This window comes from Kosakonia pseudosacchari (assembly GCF_015167415.1).
GTDB lineage: Bacteria > Pseudomonadota > Gammaproteobacteria > Enterobacterales > Enterobacteriaceae > Kosakonia > Kosakonia pseudosacchari.
In genome coordinates, this window is sequence record NZ_CP063425.1 from 4866875 (window position 1) to 4885474 (window position 18600).

An 18600-nucleotide genomic window follows, 5' to 3' on the forward strand; every position below is an offset into this window, starting at 1 on the left:
GTTATTGACCGTTAGCTGTTTAACGCCGGGCGATTGCTGATGGCAATGCGCTGTGGCGCGGCGCTTTCCGGCACGTTACGCAGTAGATCGATATGCAGCAGGCCGTTGGTGAACGTCGCGCCGGAGACCTCCATATAGTCGGCGAGCGTAAAGCTCAGGCTAAACGGCTGGATCACCAGTCCCTGATGCAGCCACTTCGGCTCGTTGGCCGGTTTTTCCGGAGTACCTTTTACGGTTAAACGCCCATTTTCCAACTGGATATCCAGCTCTTCCTGGCGGAAACCAGCCAGCGCGAGGGTAATGCGGTAGTGGTTATCATCGCCCTTTTCAATGTTGTAGGGCGGAAATGCTTGCTGCTCACTGGTGCTTTGCAGCGCGTTGGCCAGTTTGTCGAAGCCGATCCATTGACGCAGCAGTGGGGATAAATCGTAGTTACGCATTGTGTTTCTCCTTCTAAGAAGCGAGTGAATACCTGCGAGCGCGTAAGCTCACATATGCTCCCTGTCGGCGAGCATGTTTGGGATGGGCCGCAAGCGGCGACCCTGGATAATTAGTTAATTTCGATACGACGCGGTTTTTTCTCTTCCGGGATCACGCGTTCTAAATCGATATACAGCAGGCCGTTGACCAGATTGGCACCTTTAACATGGATATTTTCCGCCAACTGGAATTTGCGCTCGAAGTTGCGTTCGGCGATGCCCTGATAGAGGTAAGTACGCTCTTTTTGTTCGTCGGTATGGGAACCTTTCACCACCAGCAGGTTGTCCTGGGCGGTGATTTCCAGCTCGCTTTCAGCGAAACCGGCCACAGCAATAGCGATGCGATAGTGGTTTTCATCCACTAACTCGACGTTGTACGGAGGGTAACCGCCATTGCTCTGGTTCTGGTTGTTTTCCAGCAGGTTAAACAGACGGTCAAAACCAATGGCTGAACGATAAAGCGGGGAAAGATCGAAGTTACGCATAGTTAAAGCTCCTGAAATCAGCGAGATTTTTATGCCTTCCACCATGGACAGGCAACGAAAGTAGCCGAACACCCTTCCGGCATGTTCCCGGGCTACATTCCTAAAATGTGGCTGAAGGCGAGCTTTTCAAGCCCGGAATTCGGACTTTTTTTTGCACTTTCTGGCACAACGCATAGACTGGGGTGACAGCACAAATGGTTAAAGTGCGAATGCCGCCACAGAGCGGAGCTCGAATGCTGTCGCTTTCTCGTTCGGGAGGCTATAACCCCCTGGATAGCATTCAAACGATAAACAACGATGACAAATCGAAAATGAAAACGATTCTGATAGTTTCTGCATTGCTGAGCGGGATGGTGTTGTCGGGATGTTCAAGCGTGATGTCGCATACGGGCGGCAAAGAGGGGACGTATCCCGGCACCCGCGCCAGTTCGGCGATGCTGTCTGATGATGACACCGGCATAGGCACGAAATCACTGGTAGTACTGGATATGCCCTTTACCGCCATTCTGGATACGTTGCTGCTACCGTGGGATCTTTTCCGCCGCGATAGCTCTCTCAAATCACGGGTGGAGCAGAGCGAGAAAGCCACGCTTGCGACCGATTCGGTGATCCCTCCCGCTCCCATGCCGGTGCATTAAATTACCAGCCGGTTTCCGTCATCCACAGCTGGCGGAAGCCGTCTACATCTTCCATCCAGGCAATCTGCTTACCGTCTGGTGAAAACACCACTGCATCTGCCGACGGCGGGTTTGCATGATCGGCGCTCAAAAAGGTGATATCGCCATGCTGCGCATCGCACAGGGCGAGACGATTTTCCAGCACAAACCCCAGCGCCTCGCCGGAAGGATGCCAGTTAAAAGCTGACTGAATTCCATGTGCCGTATGCGTTAACTGGCGCGGTTCGCCGCCTTCCGGGCTTATCAGCCACAATTGCACAATGCCATCATCGTCGCGCATCAGAAAGGCGATTGCCGTAGCCTGCGGATTGCTGCGCACCCAGTGACGTGGCACATTCACCAATCCTGGATAGCGGCGGTGATGAGTAAAAGTCAGGCGTTTTTGCCTCACGCCTTTTGGCGGCGCGGGCAGAGTTTGTTCGCTACCCGCCAGCGGCGCATCACCCGGTGTTTTCCAGCCCTGTTCATCGCCGGGAAGCGCAACAATAAACAGCTCCGGCACTTTTTCACCGCTGTGCGACAAGGTATCGCCGATAAACGCCAGGCGCTGGTTGCCCACCCACCCCTCTTCATACGCGCGGTTGATCTCATCGCTACCCGGTTGCGGCGTCGGCGTCGTGCGGCTGACCAAAACACTCCAGTGGCTTCCGCCATATTCGCGTGGATGCGTACAAGGCGGGGTCACCGGGCCAAACGGTGCCGCAACGCCGACATTGCGTAAATCCAGAGCCGGATCGCGCTCGTGCAATACATGGTCGTTATAGGTGAAGCTCACGAATTCGCCATTCGGACTGAACACATGTACATGGGTACCGCCGCGCAACGCACCGGGCGTGTAAGGCGCGGTAATGTCCAGCGCATCAAGATTACGGGCGATACCGTTTGCCGACACCACGCCGCGCCGATGGTGAAAATCATACTGCCAGCTGGCGTCCGGGTTTTCCGGACCGTGGATAAAAACATACTCTTGCGCTGTTGGGTTGACCGTCACGACGCCGACATGCGCACCGTTTGTGGCGGTATACAGCACCTCAACCTCACCGTTGCGCACATTGACCCGCTCAATGGTTTTGCCGGTAAACGATGCGCCAGAAGGGCGAACATCAAAAACCAGCCACTGGCTGTCCGCAGTCCAGGTGTTGATATTGGTAAGTTGATGATTGCGCGGAGCAAAGGTGAGCTGTTTCATGAAAAGACCCTGCAGTCATAATGTCGCTTCAGGGTATAGCAATGCGCGGGATTCGCCTACTCTGCACTTCATGGTCACTTCACAGACACGGTTTAGCCTTCCTCGCTCAATACAGGAGGAAATGATGCAGCATTTTGATGTGGCAATAATCGGTCTGGGGCCAGCAGGCGCGGCGCTGGCGAGACAATTAGCAGGAAACCTGAGCGTTATCGCGCTGGATAAAAAGCAGCAGCAAGGTACGCGCGGCGTTAAGAAACCTTGCGGTGGGTTGCTGGCGCCCGATGCGCAGCGGGCGTTTATTCGTGCAGGCATCACGCTGCCCGTGCAAGTGATGGCCGATCCACAGATTTTTAGCGTGCGTACGGTCGATGTGCAAAGTGGCATTACGCGAAACTATCAGCGCTGCTACCTGAATATCGATCGCCATGCGTTTGATTTGTGGATGAAGTCCTTGATCCCAGCGTCGGTTAACGTTCATCACGATGCTTTGTGTCGCAAAATCTGGCGTGAAAACGATCTCTGGCACCTGACCTTTTGCGCCGAAGGTGTGGAGTCTACGGTGACGTGTCGTTATCTGGTGGGCGCAGACGGCGCAAATTCGATGGTGCGGCGGGTGCTCTACCCGGCGCATGACATTCGTAAATATGTCGCGCTGCAACAGTGGTTTAAAGACCAGCACCCGCAGCCGTTCTACTCCTGCGTTTTTGATAACGCGACCACCGATTGTTACGCGTGGAGCATCAGCAAAGAGGGTTACTTTATTTTTGGCGGCGCGTTTGCGTTGAAAAACAGCCGTGAAAATTTTGAGGCGCTGAAAAGGCAGCTGGAAGCGTTCGACTTTCGCTTCGGCGAAGTGGTGAAAAGTGAGAAATGCACCGTTCTGTGCCCGTCGCGCTGGGGCGATTTTGTCTGTGGGGAAGAGAATGCGTTTTTGATTGGTGAAGCGGCCGGTTTTATCAGCGCCAGCTCGCTTGAAGGCATCAGCTATGCGCTGGATAGCGCCGAAATACTCAGCGGCGTGCTTCGTAATACGCCGGATAATGCGAATAAGGTCTATCGCCGCAAAACGCGGGGATTACGCGTAAAACTGCTGGGAAAAATCATTAAAAATCGCGTTCTGACCACACCCTGGTTACGTAATGTGATCATGCATAGCGGCGTTGCACATATCCCGCTGACCGCGGAAAAACCAACAACAACGGCAAGGGCGTAGCGCCCTTGCCCATGTTACGGCTTAGATCAGCGCAAATTTCTCGATCGCGTAGGCAACGCCGTCTTCCAGGTTCGATTTGGTGACGAAATTCGCCGCCTCTTTCACCGCCAGGATGGCGTTATCCATCGCCACGCCAACGCCCGCGTATTCAATCATCGCGATGTCGTTTTCCTGATCGCCAATCGCCATGATCTCCTCTTGTTTGATATTCAGCGCATCGGCCAGCGATTTAACGCCGGTGCCTTTGTTTACGCGTTTATCCAGGATTTCGAGGAAGTACGGCGCGCTTTTCAGCACGGTATATTTCTCTTTCACTTCCTGGGGAATACGGGCAATGGCCTGATCAAGAATGGTTGGCTCATCAATCATCATCACTTTCAGCAACTGGATTGCCGGATCCATTTTCTCCGCTTCGCAGAACACCAGCGGAATGGTGGCGACATAAGATTCATGCACGGTGTAGTAGCTGATGTCGCGGTTAGCAGTGTAGAGCGTGTTGCGATCCAGCGCGTGAAAGTGGGAACCCACTTCGCGGGAGAGTTTTTCCAGATAGCGATAATCATCATAGCTCAGCGCAGTTTGCGCGACAGTGCTGCCATCGCTGGCATTCTGTACCAGTGCGCCGTTATAGGTAATGCAATAATCCCCTTCCCGTTCCATATGCAGCTCTTTCATGTAGCTGTGTACGCCCGCGTAAGGCCGGCCGGTGGTCAGCACCACGTTAATACCGCGTTCGCGCGCAGCGGCGATCGCGTTTTTAACCGCGGGAGAGATGGTGTGGTCCGGCAGCAGCAGCGTGCCGTCCATATCGATTGCAATAAGTTTGATAGCCATGAGATCCCCAGATGAGATATTTCCAGGCTCATGCTAACGCGATTCCGCTCAAAAAACAGCACGGAGATGGCGGGAAAAGGGGGATAGAAACGGGGCGGGAAGTGCCTCTTTTAAATTTTCCCCTCTCCGGATGGAGAGGGGAAACAGCGGATCAGATATCGATATTCGCCGCTTTGAGGGCGTTTTCTTCGATAAAGGCGCGGCGCGGTTCAACCGCATCGCCCATCAGCGTGGTGAACAGCTGGTCCGCGGCAATCGCGTCTTTGACGGTCACGCGCAACATACGGCGGCTGTCCGGATCCATAGTGGTTTCCCACAGCTGATCCGGGTTCATTTCGCCCAGACCTTTATAACGCTGGATAGCGAGACCACGGCGGGACTCTTTCACCAGCCAGTCCAGCGCCTGCTCGAAGCTGGCAACCGGCTGACGGCGCTCGCCGCGTTCAATAAAGGCGTCTTCTTCAATCAGACCACGCAGTTTTTCACCCAACGCGCAGAGACGACGGTATTCGCCACCGATAACAAACTCGTTATCCAGCGGATAATCCGTGTCGACGCCATGCGTACGCACGCGAATAATCGGCTCGAAGTGGTTCAGCTCGCTATTAACACGCACATCGTACTTCCACTGGCTACCGTGCTGCTCTTTTTCGTTGAGCTCGGTGACCAGGGCATTAACCCAGCGCGTCACTTTCTGTTCGTCGGAAAGGTCGGCTTCGGCCAGTGTCGGTTGATACACCAGCTCTTTCAGTAGCGCGCGCGGGAAACGGCGCTCCATGCGACCAATCATTTTCTGCACCGCGTTGTACTCAGCGACCAGTTTTTCCAGCGGCTCACCGGCTAACGCAGGCGCGCTGGCGTTGGTATGCAGGGTGGCACCATCAAGCGCGATTGCGATCTGGTACTGATCCATCGCTTCATCATCTTTGATGTACTGCTCCTGCTTGCCTTTTTTCACTTTGTACAGCGGCGGCTGCGCAATGTAGACATGGCCGCGCTCAACGATTTCCGGCATCTGACGATAGAAGAAGGTCAGCAGCAGCGTACGGATGTGCGAACCATCGACGTCCGCATCGGTCATGATAATGATGCTGTGGTAACGCAGTTTATCCGGGTTGTACTCATCGCGTCCGATGCCGCAGCCCAGCGCCGTGATAAGCGTCGCCACTTCCTGCGAAGAGAGCATCTTGTCGAAACGCGCTTTCTCAACGTTCAGGATTTTACCTTTCAGCGGCAGAATCGCCTGGTTTTTACGGTTACGCCCCTGCTTCGCAGAACCGCCCGCGGAGTCCCCTTCCACCAGGTAGAGTTCGGACAGCGCCGGGTCGCGCTCCTGGCAATCCGCCAGTTTGCCTGGCAGGCCAGCAAGATCCAGCGCGCCTTTACGGCGGGTCATTTCACGTGCTTTACGCGCCGCTTCACGCGCACGCGCCGCGTCGATAATTTTGCCCACCACGATTTTCGCGTCGGACGGGTTTTCCAGCAGATATTCACTGAGCAGTTCGTTCATCTGCTGTTCTACCGCCGATTTCACCTCAGAAGAGACCAGTTTATCTTTGGTCTGCGAGGAGAATTTCGGATCCGGTACTTTCACAGAGACGACCGCAATCAGGCCTTCACGGGCATCATCGCCGGTGGCGCTGACTTTGGCTTTCTTGCTGTAGCCCTCTTTATCCATGTAGGCATTCAGCGTACGGGTCATCGCCGCGCGGAAACCTGCAAGGTGAGTACCACCATCGCGTTGCGGAATGTTGTTAGTAAAGCAGTAGATGTTTTCCTGGAAACCATCATTCCACTGCAGCGCAACTTCAACGCCAATACCGTCTTTTTCGGTGGAGAAGTAGAAGATGTTCGGGTGGATCGGCGTTTTGTTCTTGTTGAGATATTCAACAAACGCCTTGATGCCGCCTTCATAGTGGAAGTGATCTTCTTTGCCGTCGCGCTTATCACGCAGGCGGATAGACACCCCAGAGTTCAGGAATGACAGCTCACGCAGGCGCTTCGCCAGAATCTCATATTCGAATTCAGTCACGTTGGTGAAGGTTTCATAGCTCGGCCAGAAACGCACCATCGTCCCGGTTTTTTCGGTGTCACCGGTAACTGCCAGCGGTGCCTGCGGAACGCCGTGCTCATAAATCTGGCGGTGAACTTTGTTATCGCGCTGGATAACCAGTTCCAGCTTCTGCGACAGGGCGTTAACCACGGAAACACCCACGCCGTGCAGGCCGCCGGAAACTTTATAGGAGTTATCGTCAAACTTACCGCCTGCGTGCAGAACGGTCATGATCACTTCCGCAGCGGAAACCCCCTCTTCCGGGTGAATACCGGTCGGAATACCACGGCCATCATCCTGTACGGAGACAGAGTTATCGCTGTGGATGGTGACGATAATGTCTTTGCAGTACCCTGCGAGCGCTTCGTCGATAGCGTTATCTACCACCTCGAATACCATGTGGTGCAGACCGGTGCCGTCATCCGTATCGCCGATATACATACCCGGGCGCTTACGCACCGCATCCAGCCCTTTCAGGACTTTGATACTGGAGGAGTCATAAGAATTCGACATCAACGTTTCTCGCTCATTTAATCTTGGGTTAATCCGTTATTTTACCCTTTTCCACGGTGAACATCTTCGAATTTTTGTCCGACATGTCCATCACGTGATCAGCGCTGATAGCGCTGACGAAAACCTGCGACTGCGTAGCTTTTAAGCGGCTGGCTAACAGCCCGCGCTTCGCGTCATCCAGTTCTGAGGCAAAATCATCTATCAGGTATAAACAGCGTCGTCCGCTCTCGCGCGTTAAAAACTCGCCCTGCGCCAGACGCAGCGCACACATCAGGAGTTTTAGCTGCCCGCGCGACAGCGTATCTTCTACCGGCGCGCCGTCCGCACGAATGCGGAAATCCGCCTTGTGCGGGCCGTGCGCGGTGTAGGTCAGCATGCGGTCGCGCTCAAAATTGCGCTCCAGCACGTCGCCGTAGTCCGTCTCCTTCTCCCAGCCGCGCTGAAAAGAGAACGTCAGGGAAAACTCCGGCAAAAATTGTTGGCAGGTATCCGCCATATCTTCAGCGATAGCGGTGCTGTATTCCGCACGCCAGCGGCTGATTTGCTCGGCCAACGGGATAAGTTCTTTGTCCCACGGACGAAGCTGCGCGTAGTGGCTCACCTGGCGCAACGCGGCGTTACGCTGTTTCAGCAGACGCTTGAGATTGCTCCAGGCGGTGAAAAAACCGGTTTCGTTATGAAAGCATCCCCAGTCAAGGAACGCGCGTCTGTATTTGGGGCCGCCGTTGAGTAAAGTAAACCCCTCCGGCGTTATCAGCTGCATTGGCATCAGCAGCGCCAGCTCCGCGACTTTGTGACCGTCGGTGCCGTCAATGCGCACCTTGCTGTCGCCGAGCTTATCTTTGGTCAGGCCAATCGCCGTTTCCCGCTCTTCGCCCTGTAAACGCCCGTGCAGAACAAAAGACTCCTGCTCATGACGGATCACACGGCCGATTTGCAAACTGCGAAACGCCCGCCCATGGCCGAGCGTATAGATCGCTTCCAGAACGCTGGTTTTGCCGCTGCCGTTGGCACCGACCAGAAAATTAAAGCCAGGGGAGAGCGCGAGATCCGCATTCTCGATATTACGAAAATCTTTAATAAGAAGGCGGGTCAGTGACATAGTTCAGAGCATCAGTCCAGGGGCGTGAGTGTCGCAGCAAGTTCGTCTACCGCCAGCGCACAAAAAGCGGAGCGTACACGAAGTACGTGAGCATTTCGAGCACTGCCGGAAGGCGAAATGGCAAGTAAACCAGCCCCTTTTTATCACTACAAACGCATGGGCATGACAACATAGGCTGCGCTTTGACTCGCCGCATCCTCAATCTGCACACTGGAAACCGAATCCGTCAGCAGAATGCGCACATTTTCACATTTCAGCGCATTCAGTACGTCCAGCACATAGCTGACGTTAAAGCCGATTTCCATTTCGCTCCCGCCATAGGTGACGTCGAGAAACTCTTCCGCTTCTTCCTGCTCCGGGTTGTTGGCAGTGATTTTGATTTGGTTCTCACTGACATACAGACGCACACCGCGGAATTTCTCGTTAGAGAGGATCGCCGCGCGGGCAAATGCCTGTTTCAGCGAATCACAGCCCGCTTCGAGGGTTTTGTCCGGGTTTTTCGGCAATACGCGGCGATAATCCGGGAAACGGCCATCAACCAGCTTGGAGGTAAAAATAAAATCGCCAACGTGCGCACGGATGTTATTGCTGCCGATCTGCACGCGCAGCGGCGTATCACCGCCGTCGAGCATACGCATCAACTCGATAACCCCTTTACGCGGCACGATCACCGAATGGTTCGGCAGCGCCTGACCAATCGGCATTGAACAGACCGCCAGCCGGTGGCCATCGGTCGCAACGGTACGCAACTCTTCACCTTCGGTTTCAAACAGCATGCCGTTTAAGTAGTAACGCACATCCTGATGCGCCATCGAAAACTGTGTCGCTTCAATCAGTCGTTTCATGGTGGCCTGCGGCAGCGTGAACTCCACTTCGCTTTGCCAGTCGTCCAGATTCGGGAAATCCGCAGCAGGCAGAGTAGAAAGCGAGAAACGGCTGCGCCCGGAACGGATCAGCATACGCTCGCCTTCCAGCTGCACGGCAATTTCTGCGCCTTCCGGCAGACCGCGACAGATGTCGAAGAATTTACGCGCCGGTACGGTGGTCGCCCCCTGTTCATGCGGCTGGACTAACGCCAGGCGCGCCACCATCTCCATTTCGAGATCGGTGCCGGTCAGCGACAACGCGCCTTCAGTCACCTGCAGCAGCAGATTACCAAGAATAGGCAACGTCGGACGTCCGCCCAGCGGGCCGCTTACCTGTTGCAGCGGCTTTAATAAGTGTTCACGTTCAACGGTAAATTTCATAGCGTCACGAAGATAATGTTCTGATTAAATTGGAAAAATCTTCTTTGATATCATGGCTTTCTTCACGCAACTGCTCAATCTTACGGCAGGCGTGCAGCACGGTAGTATGGTCGCGACCACCAAATGCATCGCCGATTTCCGGCAAGCTGTGGTTGGTCAACTCCTTTGCCAGCGCCATCGCCATCTGACGCGGGCGGGCTACCGAACGGGATCGACGCTTCGACAGCAGATCCGCTACCTTGATCTTGTAATACTCCGCCACCGTCTTTTGAATATTGTCGATGGTGACCAGTTTTTCCTGCAACGCCAGCAAATCGCGCAGCGCCTCACGGACAAAATCGATAGTAATCGCACGACCAGTAAAATTGGCGTTGGCGATAACGCGGTTCAGCGCCCCTTCCAGCTCACGCACGTTAGAGCGCAGGCGCTTAGCAATAAAGAAGGCGACTTCACCCGGCAGACGAATATCGTTTTCGTCGGCCTTTTTCATCAGGATCGCTACGCGTGTTTCCAGCTCCGGCGGCTCGATCGCCACCGTTAACCCCCAACCGAAGCGGGATTTCAGACGATCCTCAACCCCGTTGATCTCTTTTGGATAACGATCCGACGTCAAAATGATCTGCTGATTGCCTTCAAGCAAGGCATTGAAGGTGTGGAAAAACTCTTCCTGGGATCGTTCTTTATTGGCAAAGAATTGAATATCGTCGATCAGCAGGGCGTCAACAGAGCGGTAGTAGCGTTTAAACTCTTCGATCGCATTGTTTTGCAGGGCTTTTACCATGTCCTGGACAAAACGCTCGGAGTGCATATACACCACTTTAGCGTTGGGCTTGCGCGCCACAATGCCGTTACCCACAGCATGCAACAAGTGCGTTTTACCAAGACCGGTTCCGCCATATAAAAACAACGGGTTATACGCACCACCGGGGTTATCCGCTACCTGGCGAGCCGCCGCGCGAGCCAGCTGGTTAGACTTACCTTCCACGAAGTTATCAAAGGTATGTTTCACGTTAACGTTTGAGCGGTAGGTCGGTTCCGCCGGAGCCGGGACATTATCCCAACCAGAGCGAGCTGCAGGTGCCGCACGCTGCACAACCACTTGCGCCGCCTGCGCGGGCGCAGCGACAACGGCAGGTTCTTTCAGGGTCTGATTAACCGGGCGGGTACCCACTTCAAAACGCAGTTGCGGAACATCCGTACCGCAGAAATCGTTCAGCAGCCCATTGATATTATTAAGGTATTTGTCCCTAACCCAGTCGAGGACAAAACGGTTTGGCGCATACAAAGCCAGCGTGTTATCGCTCAGTTCCGCCTGCAATGGGCGTATCCACATACTGAATTCTGTGGCTGGTAACTCATCCTGCAATCGGGCAAGACACTGCTGCCAAAGCGAAAGTGACACGGCGGACTCCACTCGAACGAAAATCGATAAATAGTAAAGACAGAAACATTAATGTTTTTTGACACACGTCGATAAGACCCAACCGGGTGACGTGCGAACCGCTATTTACGGTTTTTTGCCCTGCTCACGATCCTGGATCGCGATCGGGACCGCGGATCATAGCGTAAACCGCAGCAGAGATCTTGTGTTTCTCACAGATTCTTCACTATTTATCCACAGGGCGATTCAGAATCGGGTAAGTGTAAACGATCCAACCGGACGTGCGAGACGATTTACGCCGCATATTGGAAAATTTAATGAGTAACGCCGATTTATTGCTTAAACGATCTAATGAAGATCCTAGAGGATCCTTGCGCTTTGCTGTTGGCTCCGTATAATTCTGCCCCCGGCGCGTCTTGCTCTTCTTCGGGCGTCGAATGCTGCTTATTTTTTGCGCGGATCTGTGCAAAAATAGGAGCGCAATAAGGAAAGAGAATTGACTCCGGAGTGTACAATTATTACAATCCGGCCTCTTTAATTACCCATGGCTTGCGCGCCAGTCGTTCGATATCCGTTCAGGCATACGCAAAAGTCAGTGAATTTATTCAAGTTTAGGTAGAAACCGCCATGAAACGCACTTTTCAACCGTCTGTACTGAAGCGCAACCGTTCTCACGGCTTCCGTGCTCGTATGGCTACTAAAAATGGTCGCCAGGTTCTGGCTCGTCGTCGCGCTAAAGGCCGCGCACGTCTGACCGTTTCCAAGTAATAAAGCTAACCCCTGAGTGGTTAAGCTCGCTTTTCCCAGGGAGTTACGTTTGTTAACTCCCACTCATTTCACTTTCGTCTTCCAGCAGCCACAACGGGCTGGCACGCCGCAAATCACCATCCTCGGCCGCCTGAATTCGCTGGGGCATCCCCGTATCGGTCTTACCGTCGCCAAAAAAAACGTCAAACGCGCCCATGAACGCAATCGGATTAAACGTCTGACGCGTGAAAGTTTCCGTTTACGCCAGCATGAACTGCCGGCAATGGATTTTGTGGTGGTGGCGAAGAAAGGGGTTGCCGACCTCGATAACCGTGCTCTCTCGGAAGCGTTGGAAAAATTATGGCGCCGCCATTGTCGCCTGGCTCAAGGGTCCTGATAGCCCTCATTCGGGTCTATCAACGCCTGATTAGTCCGCTACTCGGGCCGCACTGTCGTTTCACTCCAACTTGCTCTCACTATGGAATTGAGGCATTGCGCAGGTTTGGAGTGATAAAAGGCAGTTGGTTGACAGTGAAACGCGTATTAAAATGCCACCCTTTACACCCGGGTGGAGACGATCCCGTCCCGCCAGGACCTTCTAAAACCAGAGAACACTAACGATGGATTCGCAACGCAATCTTTTTATCATCGCTTTGTTGTTCGTGTCTTTCATGATCTGGCAAACGTGGGAGAAGGATAAAAATCCTCCTCCGGCGCAGCAGCAGACCACGCAGACTACGACCACCGCAGCGGGTAACGCAGCCGACCAGGGCGTTCCGGCCAGTGGCCAGGGGAAACTGATTACGGTTAAAACCGATGTGCTCGAGCTGACCATCAACACCCGTGGTGGTGATGTTGAGCAGGCACTGCTTCCGGCTTACCCGAAAGAGCTGGGTTCCAGCGAGCCGTTCCAGCTGTTGGAAACCACCCCGCAGTTTATCTATCAGGCGCAGAGCGGCCTGACAGGCCGTGATGGCCCGGATAACCCGGCGAATGGCCCACGTCCGCTGTATAACGTGGAAAAAGATGCGTTTGTACTGGCTGATGGCCAGAACGAGCTGGCTATCCCGCTGACCTATACCGATGCGGCTGGCAACACCTTTACCAAAGTCTTCACCCTGAAACGCGGTGAATACACGGTGAACGTCGGCTATAACGTGCAGAACGCCAGCGAAAAACCGCTGGAAGTTGCTCCATTCGGTCAACTGAAGCAATCCATCAATCTGCCGTCTCATCGTGATACCGGCAGCAGCAACTTTGCACTGCATACCTTCCGCGGCGCGGCCTACTCCACGCCTGACGCGAAGTATGAGAAATACAAATTCGACACCATCGCCGATAACGAAAACCTGAACGTCAGCTCCAATGGCGGCTGGGTTGCGATGCTGCAACAGTATTTCGCTACGGCGTGGATCCCGAGCAGCAACAGTGCCAATAACTTCTACACCAGCAATCTGGGTAATGGCGTGGCCGCTATCGGCTACAAATCCCAGCCGGTTATTGTTCAGCCTGGCCAGACTACCGCACTAAACAGCACCCTGTGGGTAGGCCCGGAGATTCAGGACAAAATGGCTGCTGCGGCACCGCACCTGGACCTGACCGTGGATTACGGCTGGTTGTGGTTCATCTCTCAGCCGCTGTTCAAGCTGCTGAAATGGATCCATAGCTTCCTCGGTAACTGGGGCTTCGCCATCATCGCCATCACCTTTATCGTACGTGGCATCATGTACCCGCTGACTAAAGCGCAGTACACCTCCATGGCGAAAATGCGCATGCTGCAGCCGAAAATTCAGGCGATGCGTGAGCGTTTAGGCGATGACAAGCAGCGTATGAGCCAGGAAATGATGGCGATGTACAAAGCGGAAAAAGTGAACCCGCTGGGTGGCTGTTTCCCGCTGCTGATTCAGATGCCAATCTTCCTCGCGCTGTACTACATGCTGATGGGTTCCGTTGAGCTGCGCCACGCGCCGTTCGCCCTGTGGATCCATGACTTGTCAGCGCAAGACCCGTACTACATCCTGCCGATTCTGATGGGCGTAACGATGTTCTTCATTCAGAAGATGTCGCCGACCACCGTGACCGACCCGATGCAGCAGAAGATCATGACCTTTATGCCGGTCATCTTCACGGTGTTCTTCCTGTGGTTCCCGTCAGGTCTGGTGCTGTACTATATCGTCAGCAACCTGGTGACCATCATTCAGCAGCAGCTGATTTACCGTGGTCTGGAGAAACGTGGTTTGCATAGCCGCGAGAAGAAAAGCTCCTGACAGTAAGTCATAGCTCTACGGAAGGCGGTCAACTGACCGCCTTTCTTATTTTGAGATTTCGGAAAATAAACCATGAACCACAACGACACGATTGTCGCCCAGGCAACCCCACCGGGACGCGGTGGTGTAGGCATCCTGCGTATTTCAGGCAGCAAAGCACGCGATGTCGCGCAAGCGGTGCTGGGCAAGCTCCCGAAACCGCGTTATGCCGACTATCTGCCGTTTATGGATGTCGACGGCACCGCGCTGGACCAGGGCATTGCGCTGTGGTTCCCCGGCCCGAATTCTTTCACCGGGGAAGACGTACTGGAGCTGCATGGCCATGGTGGCCCGGTGATCCTCGATCTGCTGTTAAAACGCATCCTGACGTTGCCAGGGCTGCGTATCGCCAACCCTGGCGAGTTCTCTGAGCGCGCATTCCTTAATGACAAACTCGACCTGGCGCAGGCTGAGGCAATTGCCGACCTGATTGATGCTAGTTCTGAGCAAGCGGCACGTTCGGCGGTTAACTCATTGCAGGGCGCGTTTTCCGCCCGTGTGAATCACCTGGTGGAAGCACTTACTCACCTGCGCATTTACGTCGAAGCGGCGATTGATTTTCCGGATGAGGAGATCGATTTCCTCTCCGATGGCAAAATCGAAGCGCAACTGAATAACGTTATCGCCGATCTGGACGCCGTACGCGCCGAAGCGCGTCAGGGTAGCCTGTTGCGCGAAGGGATGAAGGTCGTTATTGCCGGGCGCCCCAATGCCGGGAAATCGAGCCTGCTGAACGCGCTGGCCGGGCGCGAAGCGGCAATCGTCACCGATATTGCCGGTACCACCCGCGACGTGCTGCGCGAACATATTCATATCGATGGCATGCCGCTGCATATCATTGATACCGCCGGATTGCGCGAAGCCAGTGACGAAGTGGAACGCATTGGCATCGAACGCGCCTGGCAGGAGATTGAGCAAGCCGATCGCGTGCTGTTTATGGTGGATGGCACCACTACTGATGCCGTTGACCCGGCGGCGATCTGGCCTGATTTTATTGCCCGCTTGCCAGCAAAACTACCGATTACCGTGGTGCGCAATAAAGCGGATGTGACTGGCGAACCGCTGGGTATGAGTGAAGTGAATAGTCACTCACTTGTTCGTCTGTCGGCACGAACGGGTGAAGGCGTGGATGTATTACGTCAGCATCTTAAACAGAGCATGGGCTTTGACACCAGCATGGAGGGTGGCTTCCTCGCGCGTCGTCGTCATTTACAAGCGCTGGAAACGGCCGCAGAACATCTGCAACAAGGCAAAGCGCAGCTGTTAGGTGCATGGGCGGGTGAATTGCTTGCCGAAGAGCTACGCCTGGCACAACAGAACTTAAGTGAAATCACCGGCGAGTTTACCTCTGACGATTTGCTGGGGCGTATTTTCTCAAGTTTCTGTATTGGTAAGTAATGACATGGCGGCCGTTTTAACGGCCGTTTATGTTACTACGGTGGATTTTCCTAAAGTGTTTCGAATCAGCGAAAGAAAGTGTAAATATCCCCATTAGGACTTTTCAGATGCGAATTTCCGCATTAAAACCTATGCAGTATGGGCGATAATATTGATTATCGATTCGATCAACTCAGACCATTATCACGGAGAGAAAAATGGCGACGCACTTTGCAAGAGGGATTCTGTCAGAAGGGCATCTCATCTCTACCCGGTTACCGCTAGCCTGCCACGATACGGCGCGTCAGCTTCCTGAACACCGCCGCTCACGCTTTCTCGCTTCCCGCGCGTTACTCGCCGAAATGCTGTTTATGCTGTACGGCGCGAGTGAACTACCGGAAATAGAAGTTGAGCCAAGCGGAAGACCGAGGTTTGTCGACAGCAGCCTGCCGCACTTCTCACTGGCGTATGCCGGAAACATGGTTGGTGTGGCTATCACCACCGAAGGCGAATGCGGGCTGGATATGGAGTTACAGCGCGCAACGCGGAGTTTTCATAGCCCGCACGGGCATAAACACACGTTCACCAATAATGAGCAGCTGTGGATCAACAACCAAAACGATGCTAACGAAGCGCAAACCCAGCTTTTGACCATTCGCCAGAGTGTAATGAAATTGCTGCATCAGATGCAGGATGAGCCGGGACAGTTACAGTTATTGCCTGGCTCCGGGCGTCTTCGCACTGCGCAATTGTCGCAGGTGGAAGTAATGTGTGACGCGGAGGATGTATTGATTTGGTCGGTCGCCGTGAGTCCGGCAATCGAAAGCCTGAAGATCTGGGAATTCGACAGTCAAAAAGGGTGGCGTTATCTTTCTGATGTGCAAACGCGCGCTAACGATCCCGCGTCCCGCTTAATGCGATTCACCAGCCTGCCTGCGGAAAAAGCGCTGATCCTTAATTGATCCCTACACAGGAGTCATTATGTCTGCTGAACTCAAGGTTGTGACACTTCTCGGGAGCCTGCGCAAAGGCTCCTTTAATGCCATGGTTGCACGCACGTTACCGAAACTCGCTCCGGCAGGAATGGACGTGACGCCGCTGCCGTCTATTGCCGATATCCCATTGTATGACGCGGATATTCAGCAAGAAGAAGGTTTCCCGCAAAACGTGGAAGCGATCGCGGCACAAATCCGCGCCGCAGACGGCGTAGTCATTGTAACGCCTGAGTATAACTACTCCGTGCCAGGCGGCCTGAAGAACGCCATCGACTGGCTATCGCGTCTGCCTGAGCAACCGCTGGCCGGAAAACCGGTTTTGATCCAGACCAGTTCAATGGGCGCGATTGGCGGCGCACGCTGCCAGTATCACTTACGCCAGATCCTGGTGTTCCTCGATGCGATGGTGATGAACAAGCCGGAGTTTATGGGTGGCGTGATCCAGAGCAAGGTGGATCAGCAAACGGGAGAGGTGGTCGATCAAAGCACCCTCGACCATTTGACCGGGCAGCTAACGGCTTTTGCTGATTATATTCAGCGCGTTAAGCGGTAGTGGAAAAACCCTCTCCCTTGCGGGAGAGGGAAAAAGATTAATGCGCGTCGATAAAGATGATTTTCAGCAGGAACAGCACCGCAACCACCAGCACACACGGGCTCAGATCGCGCAGACGGCCAGTGCCAATCTTCATCACACAGTAAGAGATAAAGCCGAGCGCGATACCTTCGGTAATCGAGAAGCTAAACGGCATCATCACTGCGGTGATAAACGCAGGTACGGCTTCTGTCAGATCGTCCCACTTCACGCGCGCGAGGCTGGATGTCATCAGCACACCAACGTAGATCAGCGCACCAGCCGCCGCATACGCCGGAACCATACCCGCCAGCGGCGACAGGAAGATAACCAGCAAGAACAGCAGACCAACCACCACAGCGGTCAGACCGGTACGCCCGCCGACAGACACACCAGAAGACGATTCGATATACGCCGTCACGGAAGAGGTGCCGATAAACGAACCGGCGACCGAAGAGATGCTGTCAACGTACAGCGCCTGCTTCATGCGCGGGAATTTGCCGCTCTCATCCACCAGCCCGGCTTTATCCGTCACGCCAATCAGCGTACCGGAAGAATCGAACAGGTTAACCAGCATAAACGAGAAGATCACGCCCGCCAGACCGATGTTAAACGAACCGGCGAGATCAACGTTGCCGACAACGGAGGCAACGCTCGGCGGCGCGGAAACGATGCCGTGGTACTGCACATCACCCATCAACCAGCCCAGCAGCGTCGTCACAACAATAGAGATCAGCACCGCGGCATGAATGTTGCGCGACGCCAGAATCGCGATGATAAAGAAACCGAGCACGCCCAGCAGAACACTGTGAGACGTCAGATTGCCAATGCTCACCAGCGTCTCTTTGTTGGCGACGATAACACCGGCATTTTTCAGCCCCATCATGCCAATAAACAAACCGATACCGCTGGTAATACCAACACGCAGGCTCACCGGGATATTGGCAATCATCCAGTAACGGACGCGGAAAATGGTCAGCAGCAGCAGGCCGACCGCGCCCCAGAAAATCGCGCCCATGCCAATCTGCCAGGAGAGGCCCATCGCGCCAACCACCACGAACGCAAAGAAAGCATTCAGGCCCATGGCCGGAGCCAGTGCGACCGGCAAATTCGCCACCAGCCCCATCAAAATGCTGCCAAAAGCGGCAATCAGGCAGGTTGTCACAAATACTGCGCTGGTATCCATTCCGGCGACGCCCAGAATCTGGGGGTTAACAAAAACGATATACACCATCGTCAAAAACGTCGTGAAACCGGCGATCACTTCGGTGCGTGCCGAAGTACCGTGCTCGCGCAGTTTAAACACGCGGTCAAGCAACCCCTGGTTTGAGGCCTGGGTAGTGTGTTGTTGGCTCATTATCAATTTCCGGAATAGGAGGGAAAATTCGTCGCTATCCTATACCAAAATGAGACAATGTTGACGGTTATCAC

18 protein-coding genes and 1 other annotated feature are annotated in these 18600 nt (G+C 54.2%); of the genes, 9 read left to right on the forward strand and 9 right to left on the reverse strand.

Annotation, left to right across the window (positions count from 1 at the left end; translation table 11 throughout):
- Nucleotides 1-11 precede the first annotated feature (11 nt).
- Both ibpB and ibpA read right to left on the reverse strand, forming a co-directional pair.
- Nucleotides 12-440, reverse strand: a complete 429-nt coding sequence (ibpB, locus tag IP581_RS23115) for a small heat shock chaperone IbpB (RefSeq protein WP_017458081.1) — start codon at nucleotides 438-440, stop codon at nucleotides 12-14.
- A 110-nt stretch (nucleotides 441-550) separates the two neighbouring features.
- Nucleotides 551-964: a small heat shock chaperone IbpA gene (ibpA, locus tag IP581_RS23120; RefSeq protein WP_086872226.1), complete on the reverse strand. Its 414-nt coding sequence runs from the start codon at nucleotides 962-964 to the stop codon at nucleotides 551-553.
- Nucleotides 958-1033: a sequence feature (ROSE (Repression Of Heat Shock gene Expression) occurs in the 5'-region of heat shock genes and acts as an RNA thermometer to modulate expression.), on the reverse strand. It overlaps the preceding gene by 7 nt.
- A 242-nt stretch (nucleotides 1034-1275) precedes the next feature.
- Here ibpA and IP581_RS23125 point away from each other — a divergent pair.
- On the forward strand, nucleotides 1276-1602 hold the full coding sequence (locus tag IP581_RS23125; RefSeq protein ID WP_086872601.1) for a YceK/YidQ family lipoprotein: 327 nt from the start codon (nucleotides 1276-1278) through the stop codon (nucleotides 1600-1602).
- Between the two features lies 1 nt (nucleotide 1603).
- Here the strand turns inward: IP581_RS23125 and IP581_RS23130 are convergent, their stop codons facing one another.
- Nucleotides 1604-2830: a DUF3748 domain-containing protein gene (locus IP581_RS23130; RefSeq protein WP_193821476.1), complete on the reverse strand. Its 1227-nt coding sequence runs from the start codon at nucleotides 2828-2830 to the stop codon at nucleotides 1604-1606.
- A gap of 124 nt (nucleotides 2831-2954) precedes the next feature.
- On the opposite strand from IP581_RS23130, the gene IP581_RS23135 reads away from it, so the two are divergent.
- Nucleotides 2955-4043, forward strand: a complete 1089-nt coding sequence (locus IP581_RS23135; protein ID WP_193821477.1) for an FAD-binding protein — start codon at nucleotides 2955-2957, stop codon at nucleotides 4041-4043.
- Nucleotides 4044-4064: 21 nt separating this feature from the next.
- On the opposite strand, the gene yidA is transcribed toward IP581_RS23135, so the two are convergent.
- The 5 genes from yidA to dnaA all read right to left on the reverse strand — a co-directional run bounded on the left by yidA (nucleotide 4065) and on the right by dnaA (nucleotide 11194).
- Complete coding sequence (gene yidA, locus IP581_RS23140; RefSeq protein WP_193821478.1) at nucleotides 4065-4877, reverse strand: sugar-phosphatase; 813 nt, start codon at nucleotides 4875-4877, stop codon at nucleotides 4065-4067.
- 151 nt (nucleotides 4878-5028) lie between these two features.
- On the reverse strand, nucleotides 5029-7443 hold the full coding sequence (gene gyrB / locus IP581_RS23145) for a DNA topoisomerase (ATP-hydrolyzing) subunit B (protein WP_086872217.1): 2415 nt from the start codon (nucleotides 7441-7443) through the stop codon (nucleotides 5029-5031).
- A 28-nt stretch (nucleotides 7444-7471) separates the two neighbouring features.
- Nucleotides 7472-8545, reverse strand: a complete 1074-nt coding sequence (recF, locus tag IP581_RS23150; RefSeq protein ID WP_017458074.1) for a DNA replication/repair protein RecF — start codon at nucleotides 8543-8545, stop codon at nucleotides 7472-7474.
- Between the two features lie 146 nt (nucleotides 8546-8691).
- A complete protein-coding gene (gene dnaN / locus IP581_RS23155) occupies nucleotides 8692-9792 on the reverse strand; it encodes a DNA polymerase III subunit beta (protein WP_065369723.1) in 1101 nt (366 codons plus the stop codon).
- A gap of 4 nt (nucleotides 9793-9796) precedes the next feature.
- Nucleotides 9797-11194 (reverse strand): chromosomal replication initiator protein DnaA, encoded by a 1398-nt coding sequence (gene dnaA, locus IP581_RS23160; RefSeq protein ID WP_086872215.1) that lies wholly within the window; start codon nucleotides 11192-11194, stop codon nucleotides 9797-9799.
- Between the two features lie 606 nt (nucleotides 11195-11800).
- Here dnaA and rpmH point away from each other — a divergent pair.
- The 7 genes from rpmH to IP581_RS23195 all read left to right on the forward strand — a co-directional run bounded on the left by rpmH (nucleotide 11801) and on the right by IP581_RS23195 (nucleotide 17151).
- The gene (rpmH, locus tag IP581_RS23165; RefSeq protein ID WP_000831330.1) at nucleotides 11801-11941 is read left to right on the forward strand and encodes a 50S ribosomal protein L34; all 141 of its coding nucleotides are present in this window, start codon (nucleotides 11801-11803) and stop codon (nucleotides 11939-11941) included.
- 16 nt (nucleotides 11942-11957) lie between these two features.
- Nucleotides 11958-12317: a ribonuclease P protein component gene (gene rnpA / locus IP581_RS23170; protein ID WP_017458071.1), complete on the forward strand. Its 360-nt coding sequence runs from the start codon at nucleotides 11958-11960 to the stop codon at nucleotides 12315-12317.
- Nucleotides 12281-12538 carry a membrane protein insertion efficiency factor YidD gene (gene yidD, locus IP581_RS23175; protein ID WP_017458070.1) on the forward strand — a complete coding sequence of 86 codons (258 nt, stop codon included), beginning with the start codon at nucleotides 12281-12283 and terminating at the stop codon, nucleotides 12536-12538. Before rnpA ends, yidD begins: the two co-directional genes overlap by 37 nt.
- Nucleotides 12539-12540: 2 nt before the next feature.
- Nucleotides 12541-14187: a membrane protein insertase YidC gene (gene yidC / locus IP581_RS23180; protein ID WP_086872211.1), complete on the forward strand. Its 1647-nt coding sequence runs from the start codon at nucleotides 12541-12543 to the stop codon at nucleotides 14185-14187.
- A 72-nt stretch (nucleotides 14188-14259) separates the two neighbouring features.
- Nucleotides 14260-15624, forward strand: a complete 1365-nt coding sequence (gene mnmE / locus IP581_RS23185) for a tRNA uridine-5-carboxymethylaminomethyl(34) synthesis GTPase MnmE (RefSeq protein ID WP_193821479.1) — start codon at nucleotides 14260-14262, stop codon at nucleotides 15622-15624.
- 197 nt (nucleotides 15625-15821) lie between these two features.
- Entirely contained in the window at nucleotides 15822-16565 is a 744-nt protein-coding gene (locus IP581_RS23190; RefSeq protein WP_097399741.1) for a 4'-phosphopantetheinyl transferase family protein, read from the forward strand.
- 19 nt (nucleotides 16566-16584) lie between these two features.
- Nucleotides 16585-17151: an NADPH-dependent FMN reductase gene (locus IP581_RS23195; RefSeq protein ID WP_193821480.1), complete on the forward strand. Its 567-nt coding sequence runs from the start codon at nucleotides 16585-16587 to the stop codon at nucleotides 17149-17151.
- A 37-nt stretch (nucleotides 17152-17188) separates the two neighbouring features.
- On the opposite strand, the gene IP581_RS23200 is transcribed toward IP581_RS23195, so the two are convergent.
- Entirely contained in the window at nucleotides 17189-18526 is a 1338-nt protein-coding gene (locus IP581_RS23200) for an NCS2 family permease (protein WP_086872206.1), read from the reverse strand.
- Between the last annotated feature and the right edge of the window lie 74 nt (nucleotides 18527-18600).